The following is a 21,158-nucleotide window of genomic DNA, read 5'->3' as shown; positions in this document are numbered from 1 at the left end:
GGGAATCCTAGGGGCCCGAGCGGCGTGTCATCGAGCGGATGCCCGTTTGATCTGGAGAATGACACCCCTTTTGAGTGGCGGACCGCCGCAACTCTTGCCACTCGGAGGGTTGAACGTCCTTGACGAAGCACGGGAGATGACAGGGCGACTACCCCGCGGACGACTTGCCACTCGATCGAGTGCCTGCTGAGGCACCGGCTTTGACGCCAACGGCGGAGCCGCCACCCGAGCCCTTGCCGCCGACCGTCGGCGTCTCGAACGACTCCAATGCCTCCAGCACGTCCTGGACACGGGAGATTTCGGTGTTGATGTCCTCGCGCCGACGCACCAGCAGATCGAGTTCGCGCTTGCCCTCGTCCACCGTACGCTTCGCCTCGACCTCGGCGTCGGCCCGCAGCTTCTCGGCCTCACGGACCAGCGTGGCCTTCTTCTGCTCGGCCTCCTTCAGCAGCGCCTCGGCCCGCTTCACAGCCGCGATCCGGACCTTGCTCGCCTCCGAATTGGCGTCCGCCAGCAGCTCCTTGGCCTTGGCCGCCGCATCGTCGCGCTGCTCGGTCGCCGCCTTCATCAGGTTGTCGACGCGCTCGCCCGCCGTCTTCATCTGCTCGGAGGTCTCCCGCCGGGCCCGGTCGTGCAGCTCCTCGATCTCGCTCTCGATCCGGGTCCTGAGCTCCTCGGCACGCTCCCGGATGGCCGTGGCGTCCCGGCGCGCTCCGACCAGCAGCTCGTCCGCGTCCGTACGGGCGCGCTCCACCAGGGAGTTGCCCTCGACGGTCGCCTCCGAGGTGATCCGCACGGCCTCCTTGCGGGCCACGCCGACCATCGTGTCGGCCTGCTCCTCGGCCTCGGTGGCGGCGCGCAGCGCCTCCTCCTGAGCCTTGTTGACGAGCTGGTCCGCCTGCTCGGCGGCATCGGCACGGCGCTTCGCCGCGGCCTCCCGCGCCTCGTCGAGCAGCCGGTCGGCCTCCTGACGGGCCTCGGCACGCATCTGCTCGGCCGCCGCCTCCGCGTCGGCGCGTACCTGCTCCGACTCCTCGCGGGTGCGGGCCGCGTGCTCCTGTGCCGAGGCGACGGTGGCCGCCGCCTCCGCACGCAGCCGCTCGGCCCCGTCCGTGGCCTCGTCCGCCACCCGGGTCGCCTGCTGCGTCGCCTCGTCGACCAGCCGGGTCGCCTGCTGCGTCGCCTCGTCGACCAGCCGGGTCGCCTGCTGTGTCGCCTCCTCGGCGAGCTGGGTGGCCTGTTGCGTCGACTCCGTACGGATCCGCTCGGCCTCGCTGGTCGCCTCGCCCACCAGCCGGTCGGCCTGGGTCGCGGCATCCGAACGCATCCGGTTGGCGTCCTCGCGGGCCTCGGCCCGGCTGCGAGCCGCGTCCTGCTCGGCCGAGGCCAGCGCGTCGGAGGCCTCGGTACGCATCCGCTGGCTGTACTCCGCGGTGTCCGCGCGCAGCCGTTCCGACTCGGCGATCGCATCGGAGACGGTCCGCTCGGCCATCGCCTTCGCGGCCTCGGACTCCTCCTGCGCCTCCCGGCGGATGCGGGCCGCGTCCTCGCCGGCCCGCTCCCGTTCCGCGTGCGCATCGGAGCGGACCCGGTCCGCCTCCTCCTGCGCCTCGGACTTCGTCCGCTCCGCGACATGCTCGGCGGCGGAGCGCAGTCCGGCGATCTCCGCCTCGGCCTGCTCCTGCAGCCCGTTGACCGAATCCCGTACCTGCTGGGCTGTCTGCTCTGCCGCGGAGACCAGCTCGGTCGCCCGGCTGTCCGCCTCCTCGACCAGACGCTGCGCCTCGGCCTGCGCCTGCTCGACCCGCTTGCGGGCGGACGCGAGAAGCTCCTCGCTCTGCTCGCGGGCCCGCTCGCGCTCCTGGTTCGCCTCGGTGCGCGCCGCGTCGAGGGTCTCCTCGGCCTCCCGCCGGCGCCGGTTCGCCTCCTCCTGCGCGGCGGCCAGCGCCTCGGCGGCCTCCGTGCCCACCCGCTCCGCGGCGGCTGCGGCCTCGGAACGCACCCGGTCGGCGCTCTCCTGCGCCTCGGACTTGAGCCGCTCCGCCTCGGCGGCCGCCTCGCTGCGCAGCCGTACGGCTGCGGACTCGCCCTCCGCACGCGAGCGCGACGCATCCGCCGCGGCCTCGTCGCGCAGCCGCTCCGCCTCGGTCTCCGCCTGCTCCTGCAGCGCCCGCAACCGCTCGGCGGCCTCCGCGCGCAGCCGCTCGGACTCCTCGTTCGTCTCTCGCCGGATGCGCTCCGCCTCGGAGCGCGCGTCGTTAAGCGCCTGCTCGGCGGTGGTGACCCTGGTCTCGGCCTCGGTGTGCAGCCGGGTCAGCTCGTCGGCCGCCTTCGCCTGCCGGGCCGCGACCGCACGCTCGGTCTCCTCGCGCAGTTCCGCCGCCGCCTGCTCGGCCACGGTGGTGACGGACCGGGCCTGCTCCTCGGACTCGGTACGCAGTTGCTCGGCCTCGGCGCGGGCGCGCTCCAGGGCCTCCTCGGCCTGCTTGCGCAGCGCGGTGGCGCGCTCGGTTGCTTCGGTACGGACCCGCTCGCTCTCCGTGCCCGCGGTGGTGCGCAGCTCCTCCGCGTCCGCCTTCGCCTTGGACAGCAGCTCCTCGGCGGTCTTCGCGCCTTCCTCGATCTGCTGGACGGCCTCGCGGCGGGCCTCGCCACGGATCCGCTCGCCCTCGGCGACCGCCTCGGAGCGCAGCTGCTCGGCCTCGCCGCGCAGCCTGCGCGCCTCCTCCTGCAGCTCGACCGTCTTGGCCCGGTACTCCTTGGTGTCGTCCTTGGCCGCGCCCTTGAGCTGATCGGCCTGCTCGGCGGCCTCGCCGCGCAGCCGGTCCGCCTCGGTCTCCGCCTCGCGGCGGATCCGGTCGGCCTCCTCGCTCGCCGCCCTGGTGGTGGACTTCGCGTCCTCGGATGCCTTGGTCAGCACCTCCTCGGCGGCCCTGGCGGCCTTGGCGAGCTGGGCAGCGGCGTCCTCGGCGGCCGCCGTGCGGGCCTTCTCGGCCGCCTCGGACTTCAGCCGGTCCGCCTCGGCGCGGGCATCGGCGAGCGCCTGCTCGGCCTCCGCCTTGAGCGACTCGGCGTCCTTGGTGGCCTCGCCGACCAGCCGGGCGATCTCCGACCTGGCCGTACGGGTGCGCTGCTCGTTCTGCGACTCGGCGGCGGCCAGCCGCTTGACGGCGGCCTCCTTCGCCTCGCTGGTGACCTTCTCGGCCGCCAGACGGGCCTCGCGCAGCTGGGTCTCGGCCTCCTGCATGCGCTGCTCGGCGGCCCGGTTCAGCTCGGTGGTCTGCTGCCGGGTCTGCTCGGTCTCGGCCGTCGTCGACGTACGCAGCTGCTCGGCGTGGCTGGTGGCCTCCTGCGCCTGGCTGGAGGCGGCGTTCAGCAGCCGCTCGGCGTCCTTGCGGGCGCGCAGCAGGATCGCCTCGGCGTCGGCACGGGCAGACTCCGCCTCGGAGCCGAGCCGCTGCCGGGTCTCGTTCGCCAGCCGGCCCGCCTCGGCGCGCGCGGCCGCCAGGGACTGCTCGGCCTCGGCCCTTGATTCCTCCAGCAGCCGACGCGCCTGGGACTCGGTCCTGGCCCTGAGCTGCTCGGCCCAGGCGACGTTCTCGTTGACATGGGACTCGACGGTCTGACGGCGCTCGGCCAGCTCCTGGTCGAGCTGCTGGCGCCGCTGCACGGCCTCGTTGTGCAGCTCGGCCTGGAGCCGCGCCTGGTGCTCGGCATGCTCCTGCAGGATCCGCTGCGTCTGCGCACGGGCGTCACGGAGCTCCCGCTCCGCGTCGGTCCGCAGCTGCTCGGCCTGGATCTGGGCATTACGGAGCAGCTGCTCGGCCTGGTAGCCGATGTCCGCGCTGTCGTATGCGGGACGGGTCGCGAGATTGCGCCGAGCCTCGTGCAGCTTGGCGCGCAATACCTCGACCTGGTAACCGAGGTCCTCGGCGTGCTGAACGGCCTTCTCCCGGTCGGTCTTCAGCCGGTCCATCTCGGCTTCGAACCGCGAGAGATGGTCGTCTTCAGCTCGGTGGCTCTCCTGGCGTTCGTAGCCCCGCACTGCGCGGTCCCATCCGTCCCCTGGTCGCAACTCTCCAACGAGTACCGTTCGCCGGCGAACGGTCCCCCGGGGAATGGTGACAGATCACGGCTGGGGACGCGGCGCGGCCCCGACCCGGCCCCGGCCCGGAACGGCCCACTCTACCGGGCCAGGTATCCGGAGGTCAGTGCTCCGCTGCGGACGTGACCAGTTCGGTGAGGACACCGTGGCAGTCCTTGGGGTGCAGGAAGGTGATCCGGGACCCCATCGAACCGGTCCTGGGCTCGTCGTACAGCACCCTGACCCCCTTCCCCCGGATGTCCGCCGCGTCGGCGTCGACGTCCGCGGTGCCGAAGGCGATGTGGTGGACACCCTCCCCGTTCTTTGCCAGCCACTTGCCCACGGCCGAGTCCTCCCGGGTCGGCTCCAGCAACTGGAGGTAGGAAGCACCGCCGTCGGACGTATCGTTGATCTTGAGCATGGCCTCACGGACGCCCTGCTCCTCGTTGATCTCGGAGTGGAACACCTCGAAACCGTAGGTCGAGCGGTAGAACTCGACGGTCTTGTCCAGGTCGAAACAGGCGATCCCGATGTGGTCGATTCGCGTCAGCATGCAACCAGTGCAGCGCGACACCGATGGTTACGCAACGTGCGCGCGATCACACCCGCTGCCGGATGACGGGCGCGGTACCGCTCAGTACATTCATGTAAACCCTCGTTCACTCCTAATCCCAAGGGGCTGCGCCTCATGTCAGGAACGACCGGTACCACCTCAGTGATCGTCGCGGGCGCGCGTACGCCCATGGGCCGGCTTCTCGGCTCGCTGAAGAGCTTCTCCGGGGCCGATCTCGGCGGCATCGCCATCAAGGCCGCGCTGGACCGGGCCGGCATCGGCGGCGACCAGGTCGAGTACGTGATCATGGGCCAGGTCCTGCAGGCCGGTGCGGGCCAGATGCCGGCCCGCCAGGCCGCGGTCAAGGCGGGCATCCCGATGAACGTCCCCGCGCTCACGGTCAACAAGGTGTGTCTGTCCGGGCTCGACGCGATCGCGCTCGCCGACCAGCTGATCCGCGCCGGTGAGTTCGACGTCGTCGTCGCCGGTGGCCAGGAGTCCATGACGAACGCCCCGCACCTGCTCCCGAAGTCCCGCGAGGGCTACAAGTACGGCGCGATCGAGATGCTCGACTCGATGGCGTACGACGGTCTGACCGACGCCTACGAGAACATCCCGATGGGTGAATCCACCGAGAAGCACAACACCCGCCTTGGCCTGAACCGCGCCGACCAGGACGAGATCGGCGCCCTCTCCCACCAGCGCGCCGCCGCCGCCCAGAAGAACGGCATCTTCGAGGCCGAGATCACCCCGGTCGAGATCCCGCAGCGCAAGGGCGACCCGGTCCTCTTCTCCAAGGACGAGGGCATCCGCGCGGAGACGACCGCGGAGTCCCTCGGCAAGCTGCGCCCGGCCTTCACCAAGGACGGCACGATCACCGCGGGCACCTCCTCGCAGATCTCCGACGGCGCCGCAGCGGTCGTCGTCATGAGCAAGACCAAGGCCGAGGAGCTGGGCCTGGACTGGATCGCCGAGATCGGCGCCCACGGCAATGTGGCGGGCCCGGACAACTCGCTCCAGTCGCAGCCGTCCAACGCCATCAAGCACGCCCTGAAGAAGGACGGCCTGGAGGTCGCGGACCTCGACCTGATCGAGATCAACGAGGCGTTCGCCGCGGTCGCCGTCCAGTCGATGAAGGACCTCGGCGTCACCCCGGAAAAGGTGAACGTCAACGGCGGCGCCATCGCGCTGGGTCACCCGATCGGCATGTCCGGCGCCCGTGTGGTGCTGCACCTGGCGCTGGAGCTGAAGCGGCGCGGCGGCGGCACCGGTGCGGCGGCGCTGTGCGGCGGCGGTGGCCAGGGCGACGCGCTGATCATCCGCGTCCCCAAGTAGGAACGGCCCGGGCAAGCAGTACGTAGTACACGTAGAGCACTCAGCGAGTGAACGGAGCGGTGATGGTGGACGTCCCCACCCTGGTCGAGCAGGCCCGTGCGGGCCGGCCGCGGGCCGTGGCCCGGCTCATCTCCCTGGTGGAGGGTGCGTCGCCGCAGCTGCGCGAGGTGATGGCGGCCCTGGCGCCGCTGACGGGCAACGCGTACGTCGTCGGTCTGACCGGCTCACCCGGTGTCGGCAAATCGACATCGACGTCGGCACTGGTCTCGGCGTACCGGCGGGCAGGCAAGCGGGTCGGCGTCCTGGCCGTCGACCCGTCCTCCCCGTTCTCCGGCGGGGCGCTCCTCGGTGACCGGGTCCGGATGTCGGAGCACGCCTCCGACCCGGGCGTCTACATCCGCTCCATGGCCACCCGCGGACATCTGGGCGGTCTCGCCTGGTCGGCACCGCAGGCGATCCGGGTGCTGGATGCTGCGGGCTGCGAAGTGATCCTGGTGGAGACGGTCGGCGTCGGCCAGTCGGAGGTGGAGATCGCCTCCCAGGCCGACACCTCCGTCGTCCTGCTGGCGCCCGGCATGGGCGACGGCATCCAGGCGGCGAAGGCCGGAATCCTGGAGATCGGCGATGTATACGTCGTCAACAAGGCCGACCGGGACGGCGCGGATGCCACCGCGCGCGAGCTCAACCACATGCTGGGCCTCGGCGAGTCCCGCGGTCCCGGCGACTGGCGGCCGCCGATCGTGAAGACGGTCGCCGCCCGGGGCGAGGGCATCGACGAGGTCGTCGAGGCGCTGGAGAAGCACCGGGCGTGGATGGAGGAGCACGGAGTGCTCGCCGAGCGGCGCATGGCCCGCGCGGCCCACGAGGTCGAGACGATCGCCGTCACGCGGCTGCGTGAGCGCATCGGCGATCTGCACGGCGACCGCCACATCGGCGCGCTCGCCGAACGCATCGTGGCGGGGAGCCTCGACCCCTACGCGGCGGCGGACGAGCTCGTGGCAGGACTCACCGGGGTCTGATCCCGTCCGGACGGGTCCGGGAGTGGCGTGCGGGCCGCTCCCGGGACCGTCCGGAGACGTCTGTGCGTCGCCAGTGCGGAACCGTCGCGCCACGCATCCTCGCCCCTGACGGCTGAAGATGCGTCAGTTGTGGTCCGGGGGCGCGCTTTCCGTGCTGACCGGCGCTGCGGCCGGTGACGTGTCCGTGGCAGGATTACGGCCGGATACGTGAACTGGGTGTCCGGCGTTTCATGCGTACCGACGGGGGGAGTGGCGCATGCTGGGTCCGCTGCGGGAGGACTCGCCCAGACGGATCGGTCCCTACGGGATACGGGCCAGGCTCGGCGCGGGCGGCATGGGAGAGGTCTTCCTCGGTAGCCGGGACGGAGGCGGCGAACCGGTCGCAGTCAAGACGGTCCGCCGCGACGTGGCCCAGGACCCCGGCTTCCGCAGCCGCTTCCGCCGGGAGATCACCGTCGCCCGGTCCGTCGTCGGCCCCCATCTCGCCCCGCTGCTCGACGGGGACGCCGACGCCGAAGTGCCCTGGCTCGCCACCGGATACGTGGCCGGCCCGACTCTGTCCGCCGCCGTCCGCAGGGCGGGCGCGATGGACGAGGCCGAGGTGCGGATGCTCGGCGCCGGACTGGCCCGCGCCCTGGCGGCCGTCCACGCGGCAGGAATCGTCCACCGCGATGTGAAGCCCGGCAACGTGATGCTCGCGTCGGACGGTCCGCGGCTCATCGACTTCGGCATCGCCCGGGATGCCGGCGCGACCCCGCTCACCACCACCAGCCGCATGGTCGGCAGCCCCGCCTTCATGTCCCCGGAGCATGTGGCGGGCAGCGGACGCGTCGTCCCTGCCTCCGATGTGTTCTGCCTCGCCTCCGTGCTCTGTTACGCGGCCACCGGACGCGATCCCTTCGGGGACGGCCCGGTCGCCGCCGTGCTCTACCGGGTCAAGTACGTCGAGGCCGATGTCGGCGATGTGCCCGAGGCGCTCCGTGCCGTCCTGGCGGACTGCCTGGTCGCCGACCCTGCCTCCCGCCCCACCGCTGCGGAACTCGCACAGCGGCTCACCCCCGGCGCGGCCGCACGGTGGCCGGAGCCGGTGGAGCAGCACATCGCCGAGTACGAGCGCGAACTGGCCCGGGTCATGGCGCTGGGCGGCCCGCTTCTGCCCGGGTACACACCGACCGAAGCGGCCGCCGGAAGCCATGCCGCACCCCACCAACTGCCCACCCAGGGAACCGACTTCACCCCTGGCCTGCACATCGCACCCACCCAGGGCCCCGGCCTCGCGCAGCCGCCGCGCCGCTCCCGCCGCGCCCTGGGCGCGGCCCTTGCTGCGCTGATCGTGCTGGGTGCGGCCACCGGGGGCATCCTGGCGTGGCGCAACAACCGCACCACCCCCAACGAGGCATCCCCCGGGGGCGGTTCACCCGCTGCCCCCAGGATCGTGGCCGGTGTGGACGAGAACGGCGGCCCGGACGGCTCGGGCACGGTTCCGTACGGCCGCGATGTCCGGCCGACGGGGTGGAAGAAGTCCTGGCAGGGCAAGTTCTCCAAGTCCCCGATCGGCTGTTCCGCGGGCCGTGACGTGGTGGTCTGCCGACTGGTCGACGGTACGTACGAGGCGGTGTCGGCGGCTGACGGGCACCAGATGTGGACGCTCGACACCGGACAGACTTCGAACAGGGCGGGCTGGGGGCCTCGCGGCCAGTTCTTCATGCCGGCCGATGCCACCCGGCCCACTGTGTACGACGACACCGTGTTGCTTGCCGCGGGCGGGCGCCTGCAGTCGCTGGACGCGAAGACCGGCACAGTCCGTTGGGAAACCCGGTCGGGCGGCGCGCACAACCTGGACAGCGCGCCGGTCGTCGTCGACGGCCTGGTCTTCGCCGCGACCACATCGACGCCCGAGGACGCAGCGCTTGCCGCGTACGACCTGAAGACCGGCGCCCGCAAGTGGCAGCAGTCGCTGGCCCCGCAGGACATCTCCAACGCCCAGAAGGGCAACTTCTGGCCGGTCGCCACCGACGGCAAGGTGGTGTACGCCGTTGGCGAGGACGCACCCAAGGTATTCCGGCCGAAGGACGGCACGCTGCTGGGCGCGGCAGGTGGCGAGGCCGTGCAGGGAGCCGGTGACGGGACGAACTCGGGCTGTGGATCGCTCCGGGTGCGGGGCTCTTTCGCCTTCTGCACGACTTACGTCACCAATGACGATCCTTCCGGCTTCGGCGATGACATGGTCGTTCTGCGGTTCGCGGCGGGGACCCTCCGGGCGCAGGGGCGGGTGCCGGTGGATTCCTCGCTCGTCGCCGGGGCGACGCTGACCGCGCTCGACGACCGGGTGATCACGATTCGTCGGGGCGACGAGTATGTCGAGAGCGTGCCCGACGAGATCGTCGTCGTAGGTCGCGACGGCGGCCGGGCACTCGGCCGTTTCCCGCTCGGCGGGAAGGTGGCGCAGGGCACGAGTAACCCGGTCTCCGACCCCCTGATCGTCGCGGACACGGTGGTGTGGGCGGACAGCACGACGCTGTACACGGTCCCGATCCGCCCCGACGGCACCCTGGGCTCACTCACCAGGACCCGGATTCCGGGCGCTCCGGGCCCGACCAGGACACCGACGTACGACTCCGTCACCAACGGCGTCGATCTGGAGCAGGAACTGCTTGACCCGCAGGTGCTGCCGGTCGGCGGCGTCGTGCATGTCGTGTACGACGACGGCACCACGGTCTCCCTACCGCTGCCCGAATGAACCGACGAACCGCTTGAGGTGACCGCGCAGTGATCGAGCCGCTTCCACCCGGCCGGGCCCGGCTGATCGGCCCGTACCAGCTCCTCGGACTGCTGGGCGCGGGCGGCATGGGCGAGGTGTATCTGGCCCGGCCCGCCGGTGGGCCGGACCCGCTCGCCGGGCTGGTCGCGCTGAAGACCGTGCGCCCGGATCTCGACCTCGACGACGGCTTCCGGATCCGGTTCCGCAGGGAGATCGACGCGGCGGGCGCCGTACGCAGTCCGTACACCGCGGCCCTCGTCGACGGCGACGCGAGCGGCCGGCTGCCCTGGCTGGCGACCGAGTATGTCCCCGGCCCCTCGCTCGCCGAGGCGGTGACCCGCGGCGGGCCGATGCCCGAGCAGGTCGTACGGGAGATGGGCGCCGACCTCGCCCGCGCGCTCGCCGACATGCACGCCGTACGCGTACTCCACCGCGACCTCAAGCCCGGCAACGTGCTGCTCGGCGCCGACGGTCCGAAGGTGATCGACTTCGGGATCGCCCAGGCCTTCGACGCCACCCAGCTGACCCGGACCGGTGTGGTCGTGGGCAGCCCCGGCTACATCTCGCCCGAGCACGTCAACGGCTCGCGCTCCCTCGTACCGGCGTCCGATGTGTTCTGTCTCGGCGCGGTGCTCGCCTTCGCGGCGACCGGGCGGGGGCCGTTCGACGACTCGGACATGGCGGCCGTGATCTTCCGGATCGCCCAGGGCGAGGCTGAACTCTCCGGCGTACCGACGCAGTTGCGCGCCGTGATCGAGAAGTGCCTGAGCAGCGACGCCGAGGCCCGGCCGACTCCTCAACAGCTGGTGGAGCTGCTGCTGCCGGGAGAACGGGCGGGCGGTGCGGCCGACGGGCCGTTTCCCTGGACGGAACCGATACGCGGGCTGCTCGCCGCACATGCGACCGGGGCGCGCGCCGTCGCGGAGGCGGAGGTACCGTCGGCCGCCGCACCGCCGGTCCCGTTCCACACCCCGGATCGTGGCGGTCCGGCCGCCCTCGCCCCGACGCCCGTCGTGCCCGTGTACGTGCCCGACGACAGCAGGGGCAACAAGGGACTGTGGATCGGGCTGGCGGCAGCGGCCACGGCGGTGTGCGTGGTCCTGGGGGCGATGCTGCTGCCGGGGCTTTTCAACGGCGACGGCGGGGGCGATGACAACGCGGGCGGTGGCGCGCGACCGACCGCCTCGGCCGCGGACTCCGTGCGGACCGAGGCAGGACCCGCAGTCGTGCCCGACGCCGACGCCGGCCGCACCGGGGATTTCGGTGCCGCCGCCGCGGACGTCTCCAAGAAACCGGAGGGCTGGAAGGCCTGGAAGGCCGAGATCGCGGACGGTCCGGTGGAGTGCGTACTCGCGGGTGCGTCCTTGGTCTGCGGCGGCCCGCAGCGCATCACCGTGCTGGACGCCGCGAACGGCAGGCGCAAGTGGCAGACACCGCAGGGAAAGGCGGCCGCCGGCCCCGCATCGGTGGCCGCGGTCCTCGGTACCACCGTGTACGCCTTCGAGGACGGTGCCCTGGTGGCACTCGGTCTGGGCGACGGTGCGGAGAAGTGGCGGGAGCCGCTGCCCGGCGGCACCCGGGTGGCCGACTCCGTCCAGTCGGGCGGAGTTCTGTACTACGCCACCAGGGCCACCGGCACGGACACGGGCCGGATCCTTGCCCACCAACTCACCGGCAAGCACTCCCGCAAGTGGGACAAGCCGTGGGACGACTCGGCCCCCGAAGCCGAACTGCTCCTCGCCGAGGGCCGGCTCGTCGCGGTCGGCGACGGCGTCACCATTCTGAAGAGCGGCGACGGCACCCGGCTGGGAGACATCGGGGCCGGTGGTATCACCTGCCGTACACCCGTCCTGAAGGGCAAGGAACTCCTCTGCTCGGGCTCGAACGGCCTGACGGTCGTCGATGTGACGGCCCCGCAGAACCGACGGTCGATCGCCGCCGGCGTGGACATTGCCTACCGGCCCGCCGTGTCACGTGACGGCAAGGTCGTGGTGAGCAGCCGGACGCGGGTGTACGCGTTCGGCCTGGCCGACGGGAAGCAGTACTGGGCGACGTACGACGGTGGCGTGGGGCTGGATGTCGCGGGCCGGTTGGCCGTGGCCGGTGACAATGCCGTTGTCGTGGGCGGGTACGGGATCAACGCCTTCGCCATGGCTTCCACAGGGGAGGCGGACGACACGGGCTCGCGCCTGCCCACCGAGTGGCCCGGCGAGCCAGGAGACCCGCTCGACCCGGCGTCGATCTCGTTCGTCGGTCGGGGCGACGCGGTGTTCCTGAGCTTCGGTGACGGGACGGTCATCTCCGTCTACGCGCCCTGACGGTCCGCCGAGCAGGCGCCGTCAGTCGTCAGCTCCGTCGTCCCCGTGGCGGTCGTCGTCGTCGCCGTCGTCCGACCGATCCACTGTGACCTTGGCCGTCTTCGCGTCGACGTTCAGCTCGTGCTGCTTGCCGTCCTTGCCCCGGACGTCGACCTCCCAGTGCAGCGCCCCGCCGCTCCGGCCGTCGCTGTCGTCCAGTTCGATCGACGTCACGGTCCCGGGCGTCGCCTTGAGCGCGGCGTCGACCGCCGCGTCCAGCGAGACGGGGGCCGACCTGGGTGCATGCCGGTCGCGATCGCCGTCGTTGTCGTCGGAGACGTGCTTGCCGAGCACCTTGCCGTTGCCCGCGTCCACGGTCACGTCGTGCCAGACCTTGTCGGAGCCGTACACATCGAGCTCCCAGACCGGCCCGCCGTCCTCGTCGTCCAGCTCGGCCTCGGTGACCGTGCCCGGAACGGCCCCGACGGCGGCCGCGGTCGCGTCCCCGACGTCGACGCGGGCGGGGCTGCCGCCCGCCGCGCTGCTCCTGGTGCCGCGGTCGTGGCTGTCGTCGTCCGAGAAGGCGACGGCCGTGGCGGCTGTGCCGCCGACGAGCACGGCCGCGGTGACGGCGGCGATGGCGATCTTGCGCTTCATAAGGTTCCTCCCTGTTCGGGTGGCCGGTTTCGACAAGGTCCACATTGCCCGGGTGATGCTGAACGCAGCCTGAAGCCACCTGAAGCCGTCTTCAGGTTCCGTTTGCGACCCTGTGTGTATGCGCCTGTTGATCGTGGAGGACGAGAAGCGGCTGGCGATGTCCCTGGCCGGGGGACTCGCCGCCGAGGGCTTCGCCGTGGATGTCGTGCACGACGGTCTCGAAGGGCTGCACCGGGCGGCCGAGGGGGCGTACGACCTCGTCGTCCTCGACATCATGCTGCCCGGGATGAACGGCTACCGGGTCTGTGCCGCCCTGCGCGCCGCGGGCCATGAGATGCCGATCCTGATGCTGACGGCGAAGGACGGGGAGTACGACGAGGCGGAGGGCCTCGACACCGGGGCCGACGACTACCTGACCAAGCCCTTCTCGTACGTCGTGCTGGTGGCCAGGATCCGGGCGCTGCTGCGGCGCCGGGGCGGCGGTTCCGGCTCGCCGGTGGTCACCGTCGGCTCCCTGCGCATGGACACCGCCGCTCGCCGGGTGCACCTCGGCTCGGCCGAAATCACCCTCACCACCAAGGAGTTCGCGGTGCTCGAACAACTTGTGTTGCGGTCCGGGCAGGTGGTGAGCAAGGCGGACATCCTGGAACACGTCTGGGACTTCGCCTACGACGGCGACCCGAACATCGTCGAGGTGTACGTCAGTGCGCTGCGGCGCAAGCTCGGCGCGGCCGCCATCCGTACGGTGCGCGGCGCCGGATACCGGCTGGAGGCGTTGTGAGATCGGTACGGGCCAGGGCCGCACTCGGTGCCACGGTCGTGGTCGCGGTCGCACTGGTCGGCGCCGGGCTCGCCGTACTTCTCGTCCTGCGCGCCAACCTCACCGACCAGGCGGGGCTGCAGGCCGAGGTGGCGGCCCGTGAGGTGGCCGGGCAGCTGGCCCTCGATGTGCCGTACGACCGGCTGGAGATGCGCGAGGAGGAGGACCATCCGGTCCAGGTGACCGACGAGGACGGGCGCGTGGTGGCCGTCTCCAAGGACCTGGAGGCGATCTCCGGCACCGGTACGGACCAGGTCGGGCCGGCCCCGTCACCGGCCGCGGAAAGCTCCACCGGTTCCGGCGACGACGGAAGCGACGACGACGGACGCGATGACAACGGGCGCGACGACGACAACGGCGGTCACGGCATCCCGGGCCGCGGTGAAGTCGACTCCGGTGACCCGGACTTCAGCAACGGCACCGCCACTGTCGACGGGGACACGGCCGACTACCGCTTCGCGTCGGTCCGGGCGACCACATCGGCCGGGGTGACCCTGACCGTCCACGCGGGCGCCCCGCTGGCCGCCGAGCAGGAGGCCGTGGGCACTGTGCGCGGGGCGATGCTGATCGGGCTGCCGGTGCTGCTGCTCGTCGTCGCCGGGGTCACCTGGCTGGTGACCCGGCGGGCGCTGCGTCCGGTCGAGGGAATCCGGCGCGAGATGGCCGCGATCACCGCGTCCGAGGATCTGAGCCGACGGGTGCCGGAGCCCGGTTCGCGCGACGAGATCGCCCGGCTGGCCCGTACCACCAACGAGACCCTGACGGCCCTCGAGGCATCGGTGGACCGGCAGCGGCGCTTCGTGGCGGACGCCTCGCACGAACTGCGCAGCCCGATCGCCTCCCTGCGCACCCAGCTGGAGGTGGGTGCCGCGCATCCGGAGCTGCTGGACGTGCCGGGCGCTGTCGCCGACACCGTACGGTTGCAGGCGCTGGCAGCCGATCTGCTGCTGCTGGCCCGGCTGGACGCGGGGGAGCGGCCGGGGCGTACGACGCTGGACCTGGGCGCGCTGGTCCATGAGGAGGTCTCGCAGCGCACCGGCGACCGGATTCCGGTGGCGGTGTCCGTGCCGGACTCCGGTGTGTTCGAAGTGGCCGGCTCGCGTGGGCAGTTGGCGCGGGTGATCGGCAATCTGCTGGACAACGCCGAGCGTCATGCGGAGCGCGCGGTGGCGGTCTCGCTGCGTGCGGAGCGGGGCGGCGTGGTCGTCGCCGTCACCGATGACGGTACGGGGGTGCCGCCGGACCAGCGCGAGCGGATCTTCGAACGTTTCGTACGCCTCGACGACGCCCGTACACGGGACGAGGGCGGCGCCGGTCTCGGCCTGGCCATCGCCCGTGACGTCGCGGCCCGGCACGGCGGCCGGCTGACGGTGGACGGTGCGCCGGAGGGCGGCGCACGGTTCGAGCTGTGGCTGCCGAGCGCCGGTTGAACACCGCCCCCGCCGCGCAGGTCACACCTTGCCGCGGCGCCCCCGCAGATGATCCGCGACCGGTGCCAGTGCCGCGTGCAGGTCCGCCAGTGCCTCCGGCGTCAACAGGTCCATGAAGTGCTTGCGCACCGACGCCACGTGGTGGGGCGCCACCTTCCGCATCGTCTCCGCACCCTCATCGGTGAGGACCGCGTACAGTCCGCGCCGGTCCGACTCGCAGTTCTCCCTGCGGACCAGTCCCGCGCTCTCCATGCGGGTGATCTGGTGCGAGAGCCTGCTCTTGGACTGCAACGTCGCGGTGGCGAGGTCGCTCATTCGCATGCGCTGGTCGTCCGACTCCGAGAGGTTGACCAGGATCTCGTAGTCGTTGTTGGTCAGGCCGAACGGCTGGAGGTCCTTCTCCAGCTGGTGCATCAGCAGCCTGCTGACGTCCAGGTGGGTGCGCCAGGCGCACTGCTCCGCGTCGTTCAGCCAGCGAGTGGCCGTCTCGGTCTCCATGTATGGATTCTACCTAAGAAGTTGAAAGCTGGACGAAGGTGGGGGAGTGTGACGCCCTGAGACGGCCCCGGGTGCGGGGTGCAGGCGTTCGACGTCACACTCCGCAGACTACCGTTCACAAACCGAAGCGGCGTTGGAGGTCCCCGAGCTGACCGGGCAGACGGGGTGCGGAGCCAGGTTGACCCGCGCCACTCGGCACCCCGGCCTGCGCCGGCGTCGCCCCCGTCGGCTGCTCGGGCATCAGGATCTCGGTCGACTGGAGCAGCACCGTACCCGCCCCGACGAACTCGAACTGGTGCTCCTCGCCCGACGTCCCGCCGATCCCGGTCAGCGACCTGAGCCCGCCCATCACGCCCGTCATATAGCCGTGGTCGTAGTGGTGGCACGGCGAGGGGCAGTCCGCCCAGCCCACCAGCGCCTGCGGATCGACCCGCAGCGGCGGCTCCATGAAGACCACCGGACCGTTGGACGCGGCCACGAACTTCCCCGTACCGATCAGCGTGAGAAAGCCCGGCACGATGGACTGCTTGAGTGCCAGGGTCGGCTGGTACGCGAGGAGGTTGCCGGACCGGATCGTCAGATTCCCGTCCTCCAGGTCGTACGAGTTCACGTCGAAGGCACGGTCGGCGAGGAGCATCTTGCCGCTGCCTTCGGCCACCACCCAGTCGCTCGCGTGCAGCGGCGAGTGGAAGCTCGTACGGATCAGCCGCTCGAAGCGGCCGTGGCCGATGCCGTTGAACTCGATCCGCCCGTAATAGGCGATCATCTTGCCCTTCTGCAGGAACCACTGGCTCCCCTTGAGTTCCACGCAGAAGGTGTACGAGTTGACGTTGTCGTCCGACGGCAGCGTCATCGGGTCGAAGACCACGGGCGCGCTCACAGCTTCTCCTCCGAGGCCTGGACGTACACCGCGCCACTGCCGCTCAGCTCCAGCTGGAACGCCTCGCCGGAGCCGCGACCCACCATGTCGCGCCAGCCGAGCGCGGTGGAGAGCTTGTTGCGTACGTCGCCGTGGTGGGCGACATACGCCTGCGGGTCCACATGCACCTCGCGGCCCGGCGTGATCGGCAGCTCGATCACCCCGCCGTGGGCCATCACCGCGACCGCGCCATGACCCTTGAGGGTGGTGGTGAACAGACCCTGCCCGGTCACCTGGCCGCGCACCATGCCCATCACTCCGCCCTGCGAACCCATGAACATCGTGCCCTGCTCCAGCGTCCCGTCGAAGGCGAGCAGCCGGTCGGCCTCCACGTACAGGGTGTCGCCGGACAGGTTGATCACCTGGATGTGATGACCGCCGTGGCCGAACATCACCGTTCCGCTGCCCTCCACCGTCATCAGCGGGGTCGCCTCGCCCGCCACCCGGCGGCCGATCATCGACATCACGCCCCCCTGGCCGCCCTGGATGTTCGGCGTGAACGACACCTCGCCGCGGTACGCGAGCATCGCGCCGCGCTGGCTGTACATCTTCTGGCCGGGGAGGACCGTCGCCTCGACCATCTTCGAGTTGATCTCACGGAACGGCATCAGACATCGCCCCCGATGGTGTTCCGCTCGCTCGGCTGCACGTAGACGAGTCCCTCGCCCTCGAACCGGATCTGGAAGGACTCGCCCGAGCCCTCGCCCATCAGCGTCCGGAAGTTCACCCCGGACTGGAAGTGCTGTTGCAGATTGCCCTGATGCGCGATGTAGGCGCCGGGGTCGACGAACAGCGGGTACTGGGCCGAGACCCGCAGCGCCACTGCCGAACCGTCCGACATGATCGCCACCTGCCCGGTGCCCTCGACGGTGGTGGTGAACAGGCCGTTGCCCGTCGCCCCGCCGCGCAGGCCGGTGAAGGTGGTTCCGGTGCGCAGCCCGGCGTCGGTGCAGAGCAGGTTGCTCGCCTCGACATGGAGCTTGTCGCCGTGCAGCGAGACGAGGCTGATCTCGCTCGCGCGGTCGGCGAAGTAACAGGTGCCCTGCCCGGTCACCTCCATCACGGTCATCTGCTCGCCGGTCAGCCGGCGGGTCACCATGCCGCGCAGGCCGTCGCCGCCGCCGGTCATCTTCTTGAACGTCATCCGGCCGTCGTACGCGACCATCGAGCCGTTCTTCGCCTTGACGGCGTCGCCGGCCAGGTCGACGGCGAGCGTTCTGCTGCCTTGGAGTCGGAACATTGCCACGGACCGACGGTATCGGCCCGGCCCCGGCCGGGACAGGGCCCTGGGGAGGAAGCGGCACCCTGAACCGCCCCTGATACGCATCCGGTACGGGACCCGGACGGAATCGGGACGTATCCCGCACGGGGCGACGACGGAACGGGCCGGGGCCCGGCGGCGGCACGTGACCGGACACATACGGCCCCGGTACTGAGCGCCGCCCGTGCCGATGCCACAATGGGTTCCGCTTGTGCCTGTATTCACAAGCTGTCACGATCCTCCCACCGAAGGTGCCCTCGTGGACATCAAGACCGCTACCGCCCTGCACCGGCTGCGCCTCATCTCGATTCCCGAGGCGCTCTCCTTCCCTGCGCTGATCATCTTTGGCTCGATTCTCAGCCGGGTCTCCGACATCGACTTCCTGATGATGCCGCTCGGCATCATCCACGGTGTGCTCTTCGTGATCTACGCCGTCCTGCTGCTCGACGTCTGGTCCAAGACCAAGTGGCCGCTGAAGCGCGTCGCGTTCTTCTTCCTGCTCGCGCTGCTGCCGTTCGGCGGGCTGTACGGCGACAAGGTGCTCAAGCGCTACGAGGCCGACGACGTCATCGCCGCCCGCGCCCGCCGGGAAGGCGTGGTCAGCGCATGATCGTCGCGTTCTCGGTCAGCCCGCTGGGCGTCGGTGAGGACGTCGGCGAGTACGTCGCCGACGCCGTCCGGGTCGTCCGCGAGTCCGGGCTGCCCAACCGCACGGACGCCATGTTCACCTCCATCGAGGGTGAGTGGGACGAGGTCATGGACGTCGTCAAGCGGGCCGTCGCCGCCGTCGAGGCCCGCGCCGGACGCGTCTCCCTCGTACTGAAGGCCGACATCCGCCCCGGTGTCACCGATGGCCTGACCTCCAAGGTCGAGACGGTCGAGCGGTACCTCGCGGACTGACGCCCCGTCCGTTCCCGTGACCCGACGAGCCCCCGGCCCCACCCGGCCGGGGGCTCGTCTCACTCCGGCGCGCGGTGCTCCGGCACGGCCAGGGCGATCCCGAGCGGCGTCCGCTCGTACAGCACCTGATGTCCGTACCGGCGCGAAGTGAGCAGCCCCGCCGCGCGCAGCACCGACAGATGCTCCGACACGGAGGAGGGCGCGAGGCCCAGCCGGTGCGCGAGGGCGCTCGTCCCGGCCGGTTCGTCGAGCGCGCACAGGACATCGGCCCGCGTTCGCCCGAGCAGCCGCGCGAGCGCCTGTGGCGTACGGTCCGCGGGCTGCGTCCACAGGCTGCCGATTCCGCGCGCCGGATAGATCACCGCGGGCTGCCAGGGCGGCTCGTACCCGCTCACCACATCCGGCCAGGCGAAGACGCTCGGCATCAGGACGAGGCCCTGCCCGCCGAGCACCCGGGAGTGCCGCCCCCTCATCCCGACCAGCGAGAGCGTCGAGTCCGTCCAGCTCAGCTGGGGGCTCAGCTCGCCCAGCAGCCGGGCGAAGCCGACCTCGGCGAGCCGGCGCGAGTGGTACGCGATATCCGCCTCCAGCAGCGCGCGCAGCCTCGGCCAGTCCGGCTCGACCAGCACCTGCCAGGCCTGCTCCATCAGTGCGGCCAGCTCCCGCAGTGTCCGCGCGGGATCGGCGAGCATCGCCCGCCCGGCGGGGGAGTCCAGCGCCCCCGGCTGGTCGGTGAGGGCCAGCGCCAGGTCCTCACGGATGAGCAGCGGATCGATGGCGCGCACACCGGCGATCTCCTCCTCGAACGAGGTATAGGGCCCGACCGGCGGCGGGCTGAGAAAGTCCGGGTTGTGCCCGCTCTCCGGCATCAGCAACCGGAGCGGTGCGAGATCGAGGCCCGCGGCGGCGCTCCGGATGCGCCTCAGCCAGGGCTGGTGGTAGCCGTGCTGCCCGGGGCGCAGAAGGGTGCGCACCGCGGCCTGCGTCTCCCAGAGCGGGGAGAGGGCGAACCGGCAGCGGAGCAGATCGCTCTCATCGAAATGCAGATGGAACGGCATCGGCGGCCCCCGCGAAGATTCGGCGTGAGCCGAAAGTCTACGGAGCGGCGGGTCCGGTCCTCCAAGCTGCGGCCATGCCGAGCTTCAGCCCCACCCCGGCGGGCGGCCCCCGCGACGAGGCGGCTCCTTCGCCCCACGACCCGTCAGCCGCGCCCCGCGCCGCGCACGCCGGTCCGGCCGGACCGGCGCCGGCCTCGGCTCCGCCCACGGAGCGCGCCGACGCCATCGACCCGAACCCGTCGCCCGCGCTCCGGGCCGCGGCTCCCGCTGCCGACGCAACTCCGGACGGCCCCGCCCCGGGCACGTCCCGCGGCTACCGCGCCGTCTTCGCCGTCCGGGAGTTCCGGGCCGTCTTTGCCGCGCATCTGCTCTCCCTCCTCGGCGTAGTCGTCAGCGAGCTCGCCCTCACCGTCCTCGTCTACGACCTCACCGGCTCACCCCTGCTCAGCGCCCTCACCTTCGCGCTCGGCCTCCTGCCGTACCTCGTCGGCGGCACGCTCTTCTCCGGGGTCGCCGACCGCTACCCGGCCCGCCGGGTCCTCGTCACCTGCGATCTGATCTGTGCGGGCTGCGTCGCCGTCATGGTGCTGCCCGGCACCCCGGTCGGCGGCCTCCTCGCGCTGCGCTGTCTCGTCGCCTCCGTGTCGCCCGTCTTCACCGGGACGCGGATGGCCGCGCTCACCGACATCCTCGGCGAGGGCGACCTCTACGTACTGGGCCGCTCGCTGCTGCGGATCGTCTCGCAGAGCGCGCTGCTGACCGGCTTCGGTGTCGGCGGTGTGCTGCTTGCCGCGCTGTCCGCGCGCGGAGCGATCACCATCACCGTCGGGACGTTCCTCTGCTCGGCGGCCCTGCTCCGCTTCGGCACCCGCAACCGGCCCGCCAGGACCGGCGGTGACCGAGGTGGCGCGCTGCTCAAGGAATCACTGGCCGGGGCCCGCATCGTCCTCGCCGACCGCAGAATCCGCGCGCTGATGCTGCTGTTCTGGGTACCCGCCCTGTTCGTCGTCGTACCGGAGGCGCTCGCCGCCCCGTACGCGGACGAGATGGGTCTCGGCCCGGCCGCCCTCGGGCTGCTGATGTGCGCGATGCCGGTCGGGCACATCGCCGCCGAGTTGTACGTGGGCGCTGTGCTGGCCCCGCACATCCGCTCCCGGATCGTGCTGCCGGTCGCCGCCGCCGGGCTGCTGCCGTTCCTGCTGTACGGGATCCGCCCCGGCATGGTCCCGGCCCTGGTGGCGCTTGCGCTGGCCGGGGTGGGGGCGGCGTACATCATCGGCCTCGACCAGTGGTTCGTCGATGCCGTACCGGAGGAGCTGCGGGGCCGGGCCATGACCCTGCTCACCGCCGGGCTGATGACGGTCCAGGGCATCGGCATGGCGCTGGCCGGGCTGGCCGCCGAATTCGTCCCCGTGCATCTGGTGGTCGCGGGGTCCGGGGCCATCGGTACGGTGTGCACGCTCCTGCTGGTCCGCGAGGTCAGGGCGACAGAGACCGCGCGCGGTCCTCGGACCGAAGTTCGAGACAGGGCTGACCAGCATATGACCAGTGGGTAAGGTCGGTGCC

17 protein-coding genes are annotated in these 21,158 nt (G+C 71.6%); 9 read left to right on the top strand and 8 right to left on the bottom strand.

Translation table 11 applies throughout. The annotated features are described in order from the left end of the window. Positions 1-148: 148 nt before the first annotated feature. Both scy and mce read right to left on the bottom strand, forming a co-directional pair. On the bottom strand, positions 149-4,045 hold the full coding sequence (gene scy, locus IEZ15_RS00455) for a polarized growth protein Scy (RefSeq protein ID WP_189273295.1): 3,897 nt from the start codon (positions 4,043-4,045) through the stop codon (positions 149-151). A 163-nt stretch (positions 4,046-4,208) separates the two neighbouring features. Next, the gene (gene mce, locus IEZ15_RS00450) at positions 4,209-4,637 is read right to left on the bottom strand and encodes a methylmalonyl-CoA epimerase (RefSeq protein ID WP_189273292.1); all 429 of its coding nucleotides are present in this window, start codon (positions 4,635-4,637) and stop codon (positions 4,209-4,211) included. Positions 4,638-4,772: 135 nt separating this feature from the next. On the opposite strand from mce, the gene IEZ15_RS00445 reads away from it, so the two are divergent. The 4 genes from IEZ15_RS00445 to IEZ15_RS00430 all read left to right on the top strand — a co-directional run bounded on the left by IEZ15_RS00445 (position 4,773) and on the right by IEZ15_RS00430 (position 12,070). Then, complete coding sequence (locus tag IEZ15_RS00445; RefSeq protein ID WP_189273290.1) at positions 4,773-5,972, top strand: acetyl-CoA C-acetyltransferase; 1,200 nt, start codon at positions 4,773-4,775, stop codon at positions 5,970-5,972. 62 nt (positions 5,973-6,034) lie between these two features. Further along, on the top strand, positions 6,035-6,991 hold the full coding sequence (gene meaB, locus IEZ15_RS00440; protein ID WP_189273288.1) for a methylmalonyl Co-A mutase-associated GTPase MeaB: 957 nt from the start codon (positions 6,035-6,037) through the stop codon (positions 6,989-6,991). Positions 6,992-7,247: 256 nt separating this feature from the next. Then, positions 7,248-9,731: a protein kinase domain-containing protein gene (locus IEZ15_RS00435; protein ID WP_189273286.1), complete on the top strand. Its 2,484-nt coding sequence runs from the start codon at positions 7,248-7,250 to the stop codon at positions 9,729-9,731. Between the two features lie 29 nt (positions 9,732-9,760). After that, a complete protein-coding gene (locus IEZ15_RS00430) occupies positions 9,761-12,070 on the top strand; it encodes a serine/threonine-protein kinase (protein ID WP_189273284.1) in 2,310 nt (769 codons plus the stop codon). A gap of 21 nt (positions 12,071-12,091) precedes the next feature. Here IEZ15_RS00430 and IEZ15_RS00425 read toward each other — a convergent pair whose 3' ends face one another. Further along, on the bottom strand, positions 12,092-12,706 hold the full coding sequence (locus IEZ15_RS00425) for a PepSY domain-containing protein (protein WP_189273282.1): 615 nt from the start codon (positions 12,704-12,706) through the stop codon (positions 12,092-12,094). A 118-nt stretch (positions 12,707-12,824) separates the two neighbouring features. Between IEZ15_RS00425 and IEZ15_RS00420 the strand changes: the two genes are divergently transcribed. After that, positions 12,825-13,487 (top strand): response regulator transcription factor, encoded by a 663-nt coding sequence (locus IEZ15_RS00420; protein ID WP_114246703.1) that lies wholly within the window; start codon positions 12,825-12,827, stop codon positions 13,485-13,487. Next, positions 13,484-14,956 (top strand): sensor histidine kinase, encoded by a 1,473-nt coding sequence (locus tag IEZ15_RS00415; protein WP_189273280.1) that lies wholly within the window; start codon positions 13,484-13,486, stop codon positions 14,954-14,956. Before IEZ15_RS00420 ends, IEZ15_RS00415 begins: the two co-directional genes overlap by 4 nt. A 21-nt stretch (positions 14,957-14,977) precedes the next feature. Here IEZ15_RS00415 and IEZ15_RS00410 read toward each other — a convergent pair whose 3' ends face one another. The 4 genes from IEZ15_RS00410 to IEZ15_RS00395 all read right to left on the bottom strand — a co-directional run bounded on the left by IEZ15_RS00410 (position 14,978) and on the right by IEZ15_RS00395 (position 17,613). Beyond that, positions 14,978-15,454, bottom strand: coding sequence for a MarR family winged helix-turn-helix transcriptional regulator (locus IEZ15_RS00410; RefSeq protein ID WP_114246705.1), 477 nt, complete (start codon positions 15,452-15,454; stop codon positions 14,978-14,980). A gap of 115 nt (positions 15,455-15,569) precedes the next feature. Next, entirely contained in the window at positions 15,570-16,334 is a 765-nt protein-coding gene (locus tag IEZ15_RS00405; RefSeq protein ID WP_189273278.1) for an AIM24 family protein, read from the bottom strand. Further along, a complete protein-coding gene (locus IEZ15_RS00400) occupies positions 16,331-16,981 on the bottom strand; it encodes an AIM24 family protein (protein ID WP_189273276.1) in 651 nt (216 codons plus the stop codon). The genes IEZ15_RS00405 and IEZ15_RS00400 overlap by 4 nt, the downstream gene beginning before the upstream one ends. Continuing rightward, entirely contained in the window at positions 16,981-17,613 is a 633-nt protein-coding gene (locus IEZ15_RS00395) for an AIM24 family protein (RefSeq protein ID WP_114246708.1), read from the bottom strand. The genes IEZ15_RS00400 and IEZ15_RS00395 overlap by 1 nt, the downstream gene beginning before the upstream one ends. Before the next feature lie 280 nt (positions 17,614-17,893). Here IEZ15_RS00395 and IEZ15_RS00390 point away from each other — a divergent pair, with 280 nt between their 5' ends. Both IEZ15_RS00390 and IEZ15_RS00385 read left to right on the top strand, forming a co-directional pair. Continuing rightward, positions 17,894-18,244, top strand: coding sequence for a DUF3817 domain-containing protein (locus IEZ15_RS00390; RefSeq protein ID WP_114246709.1), 351 nt, complete (start codon positions 17,894-17,896; stop codon positions 18,242-18,244). Continuing rightward, the gene (locus IEZ15_RS00385) at positions 18,241-18,534 is read left to right on the top strand and encodes an MTH1187 family thiamine-binding protein (protein WP_030971479.1); all 294 of its coding nucleotides are present in this window, start codon (positions 18,241-18,243) and stop codon (positions 18,532-18,534) included. The genes IEZ15_RS00390 and IEZ15_RS00385 overlap by 4 nt, the downstream gene beginning before the upstream one ends. 59 nt (positions 18,535-18,593) lie before the next feature. Here IEZ15_RS00385 and IEZ15_RS00380 read toward each other — a convergent pair whose 3' ends face one another. Next, positions 18,594-19,592 (bottom strand): ArsR/SmtB family transcription factor, encoded by a 999-nt coding sequence (locus IEZ15_RS00380; protein ID WP_189273274.1) that lies wholly within the window; start codon positions 19,590-19,592, stop codon positions 18,594-18,596. A gap of 74 nt (positions 19,593-19,666) precedes the next feature. Here IEZ15_RS00380 and IEZ15_RS00375 point away from each other — a divergent pair, with 74 nt between their 5' ends. Then, the gene (locus IEZ15_RS00375; RefSeq protein ID WP_189273272.1) at positions 19,667-21,148 is read left to right on the top strand and encodes an MFS transporter; all 1,482 of its coding nucleotides are present in this window, start codon (positions 19,667-19,669) and stop codon (positions 21,146-21,148) included. The last annotated feature ends 10 nt before the right edge of the window (positions 21,149-21,158 follow it).

The sequence above is a fragment of the Streptomyces atratus genome, assembly GCF_014648655.1.
Lineage (GTDB): Bacteria > Actinomycetota > Actinomycetes > Streptomycetales > Streptomycetaceae > Streptomyces > Streptomyces atratus.
Note: the sequence above shows the minus strand (reverse complement) of the source record. Positions and strands in the feature narration are given on the sequence as shown.

Bases quoted from the DNA above. Each gene is read 5' to 3' on its own strand.
- IEZ15_RS00400 (WP_189273276.1), bottom strand. From the start codon at position 16,981: ATGCCGTTCCGTGAGATCAACTCGAAGATGGTCGAGGCGACGGTCCTC.
- meaB (WP_189273288.1), top strand. From the start codon at position 6,035: ATGGTGGACGTCCCCACCCTGGTCGAGCAGGCCCGTGCGGGCCGGCCG.
- IEZ15_RS00380 (WP_189273274.1), bottom strand. From the start codon at position 19,592: ATGCCGTTCCATCTGCATTTCGATGAGAGCGATCTGCTCCGCTGCCGG.
- IEZ15_RS00445 (WP_189273290.1), top strand. From the start codon at position 4,773: ATGTCAGGAACGACCGGTACCACCTCAGTGATCGTCGCGGGCGCGCGT.
- mce (WP_189273292.1), bottom strand. From the start codon at position 4,637: ATGCTGACGCGAATCGACCACATCGGGATCGCCTGTTTCGACCTGGAC.
- IEZ15_RS00375 (WP_189273272.1), top strand. From the start codon at position 19,667: ATGCCGAGCTTCAGCCCCACCCCGGCGGGCGGCCCCCGCGACGAGGCG.
- IEZ15_RS00385 (WP_030971479.1), top strand. From the start codon at position 18,241: ATGATCGTCGCGTTCTCGGTCAGCCCGCTGGGCGTCGGTGAGGACGTC.
- IEZ15_RS00410 (WP_114246705.1), bottom strand. From the start codon at position 15,454: ATGGAGACCGAGACGGCCACTCGCTGGCTGAACGACGCGGAGCAGTGC.
- IEZ15_RS00395 (WP_114246708.1), bottom strand. From the start codon at position 17,613: ATGTTCCGACTCCAAGGCAGCAGAACGCTCGCCGTCGACCTGGCCGGC.
- IEZ15_RS00425 (WP_189273282.1), bottom strand. From the start codon at position 12,706: ATGAAGCGCAAGATCGCCATCGCCGCCGTCACCGCGGCCGTGCTCGTC.
- IEZ15_RS00420 (WP_114246703.1), top strand. From the start codon at position 12,825: ATGCGCCTGTTGATCGTGGAGGACGAGAAGCGGCTGGCGATGTCCCTG.
- IEZ15_RS00435 (WP_189273286.1), top strand. From the start codon at position 7,248: ATGCTGGGTCCGCTGCGGGAGGACTCGCCCAGACGGATCGGTCCCTAC.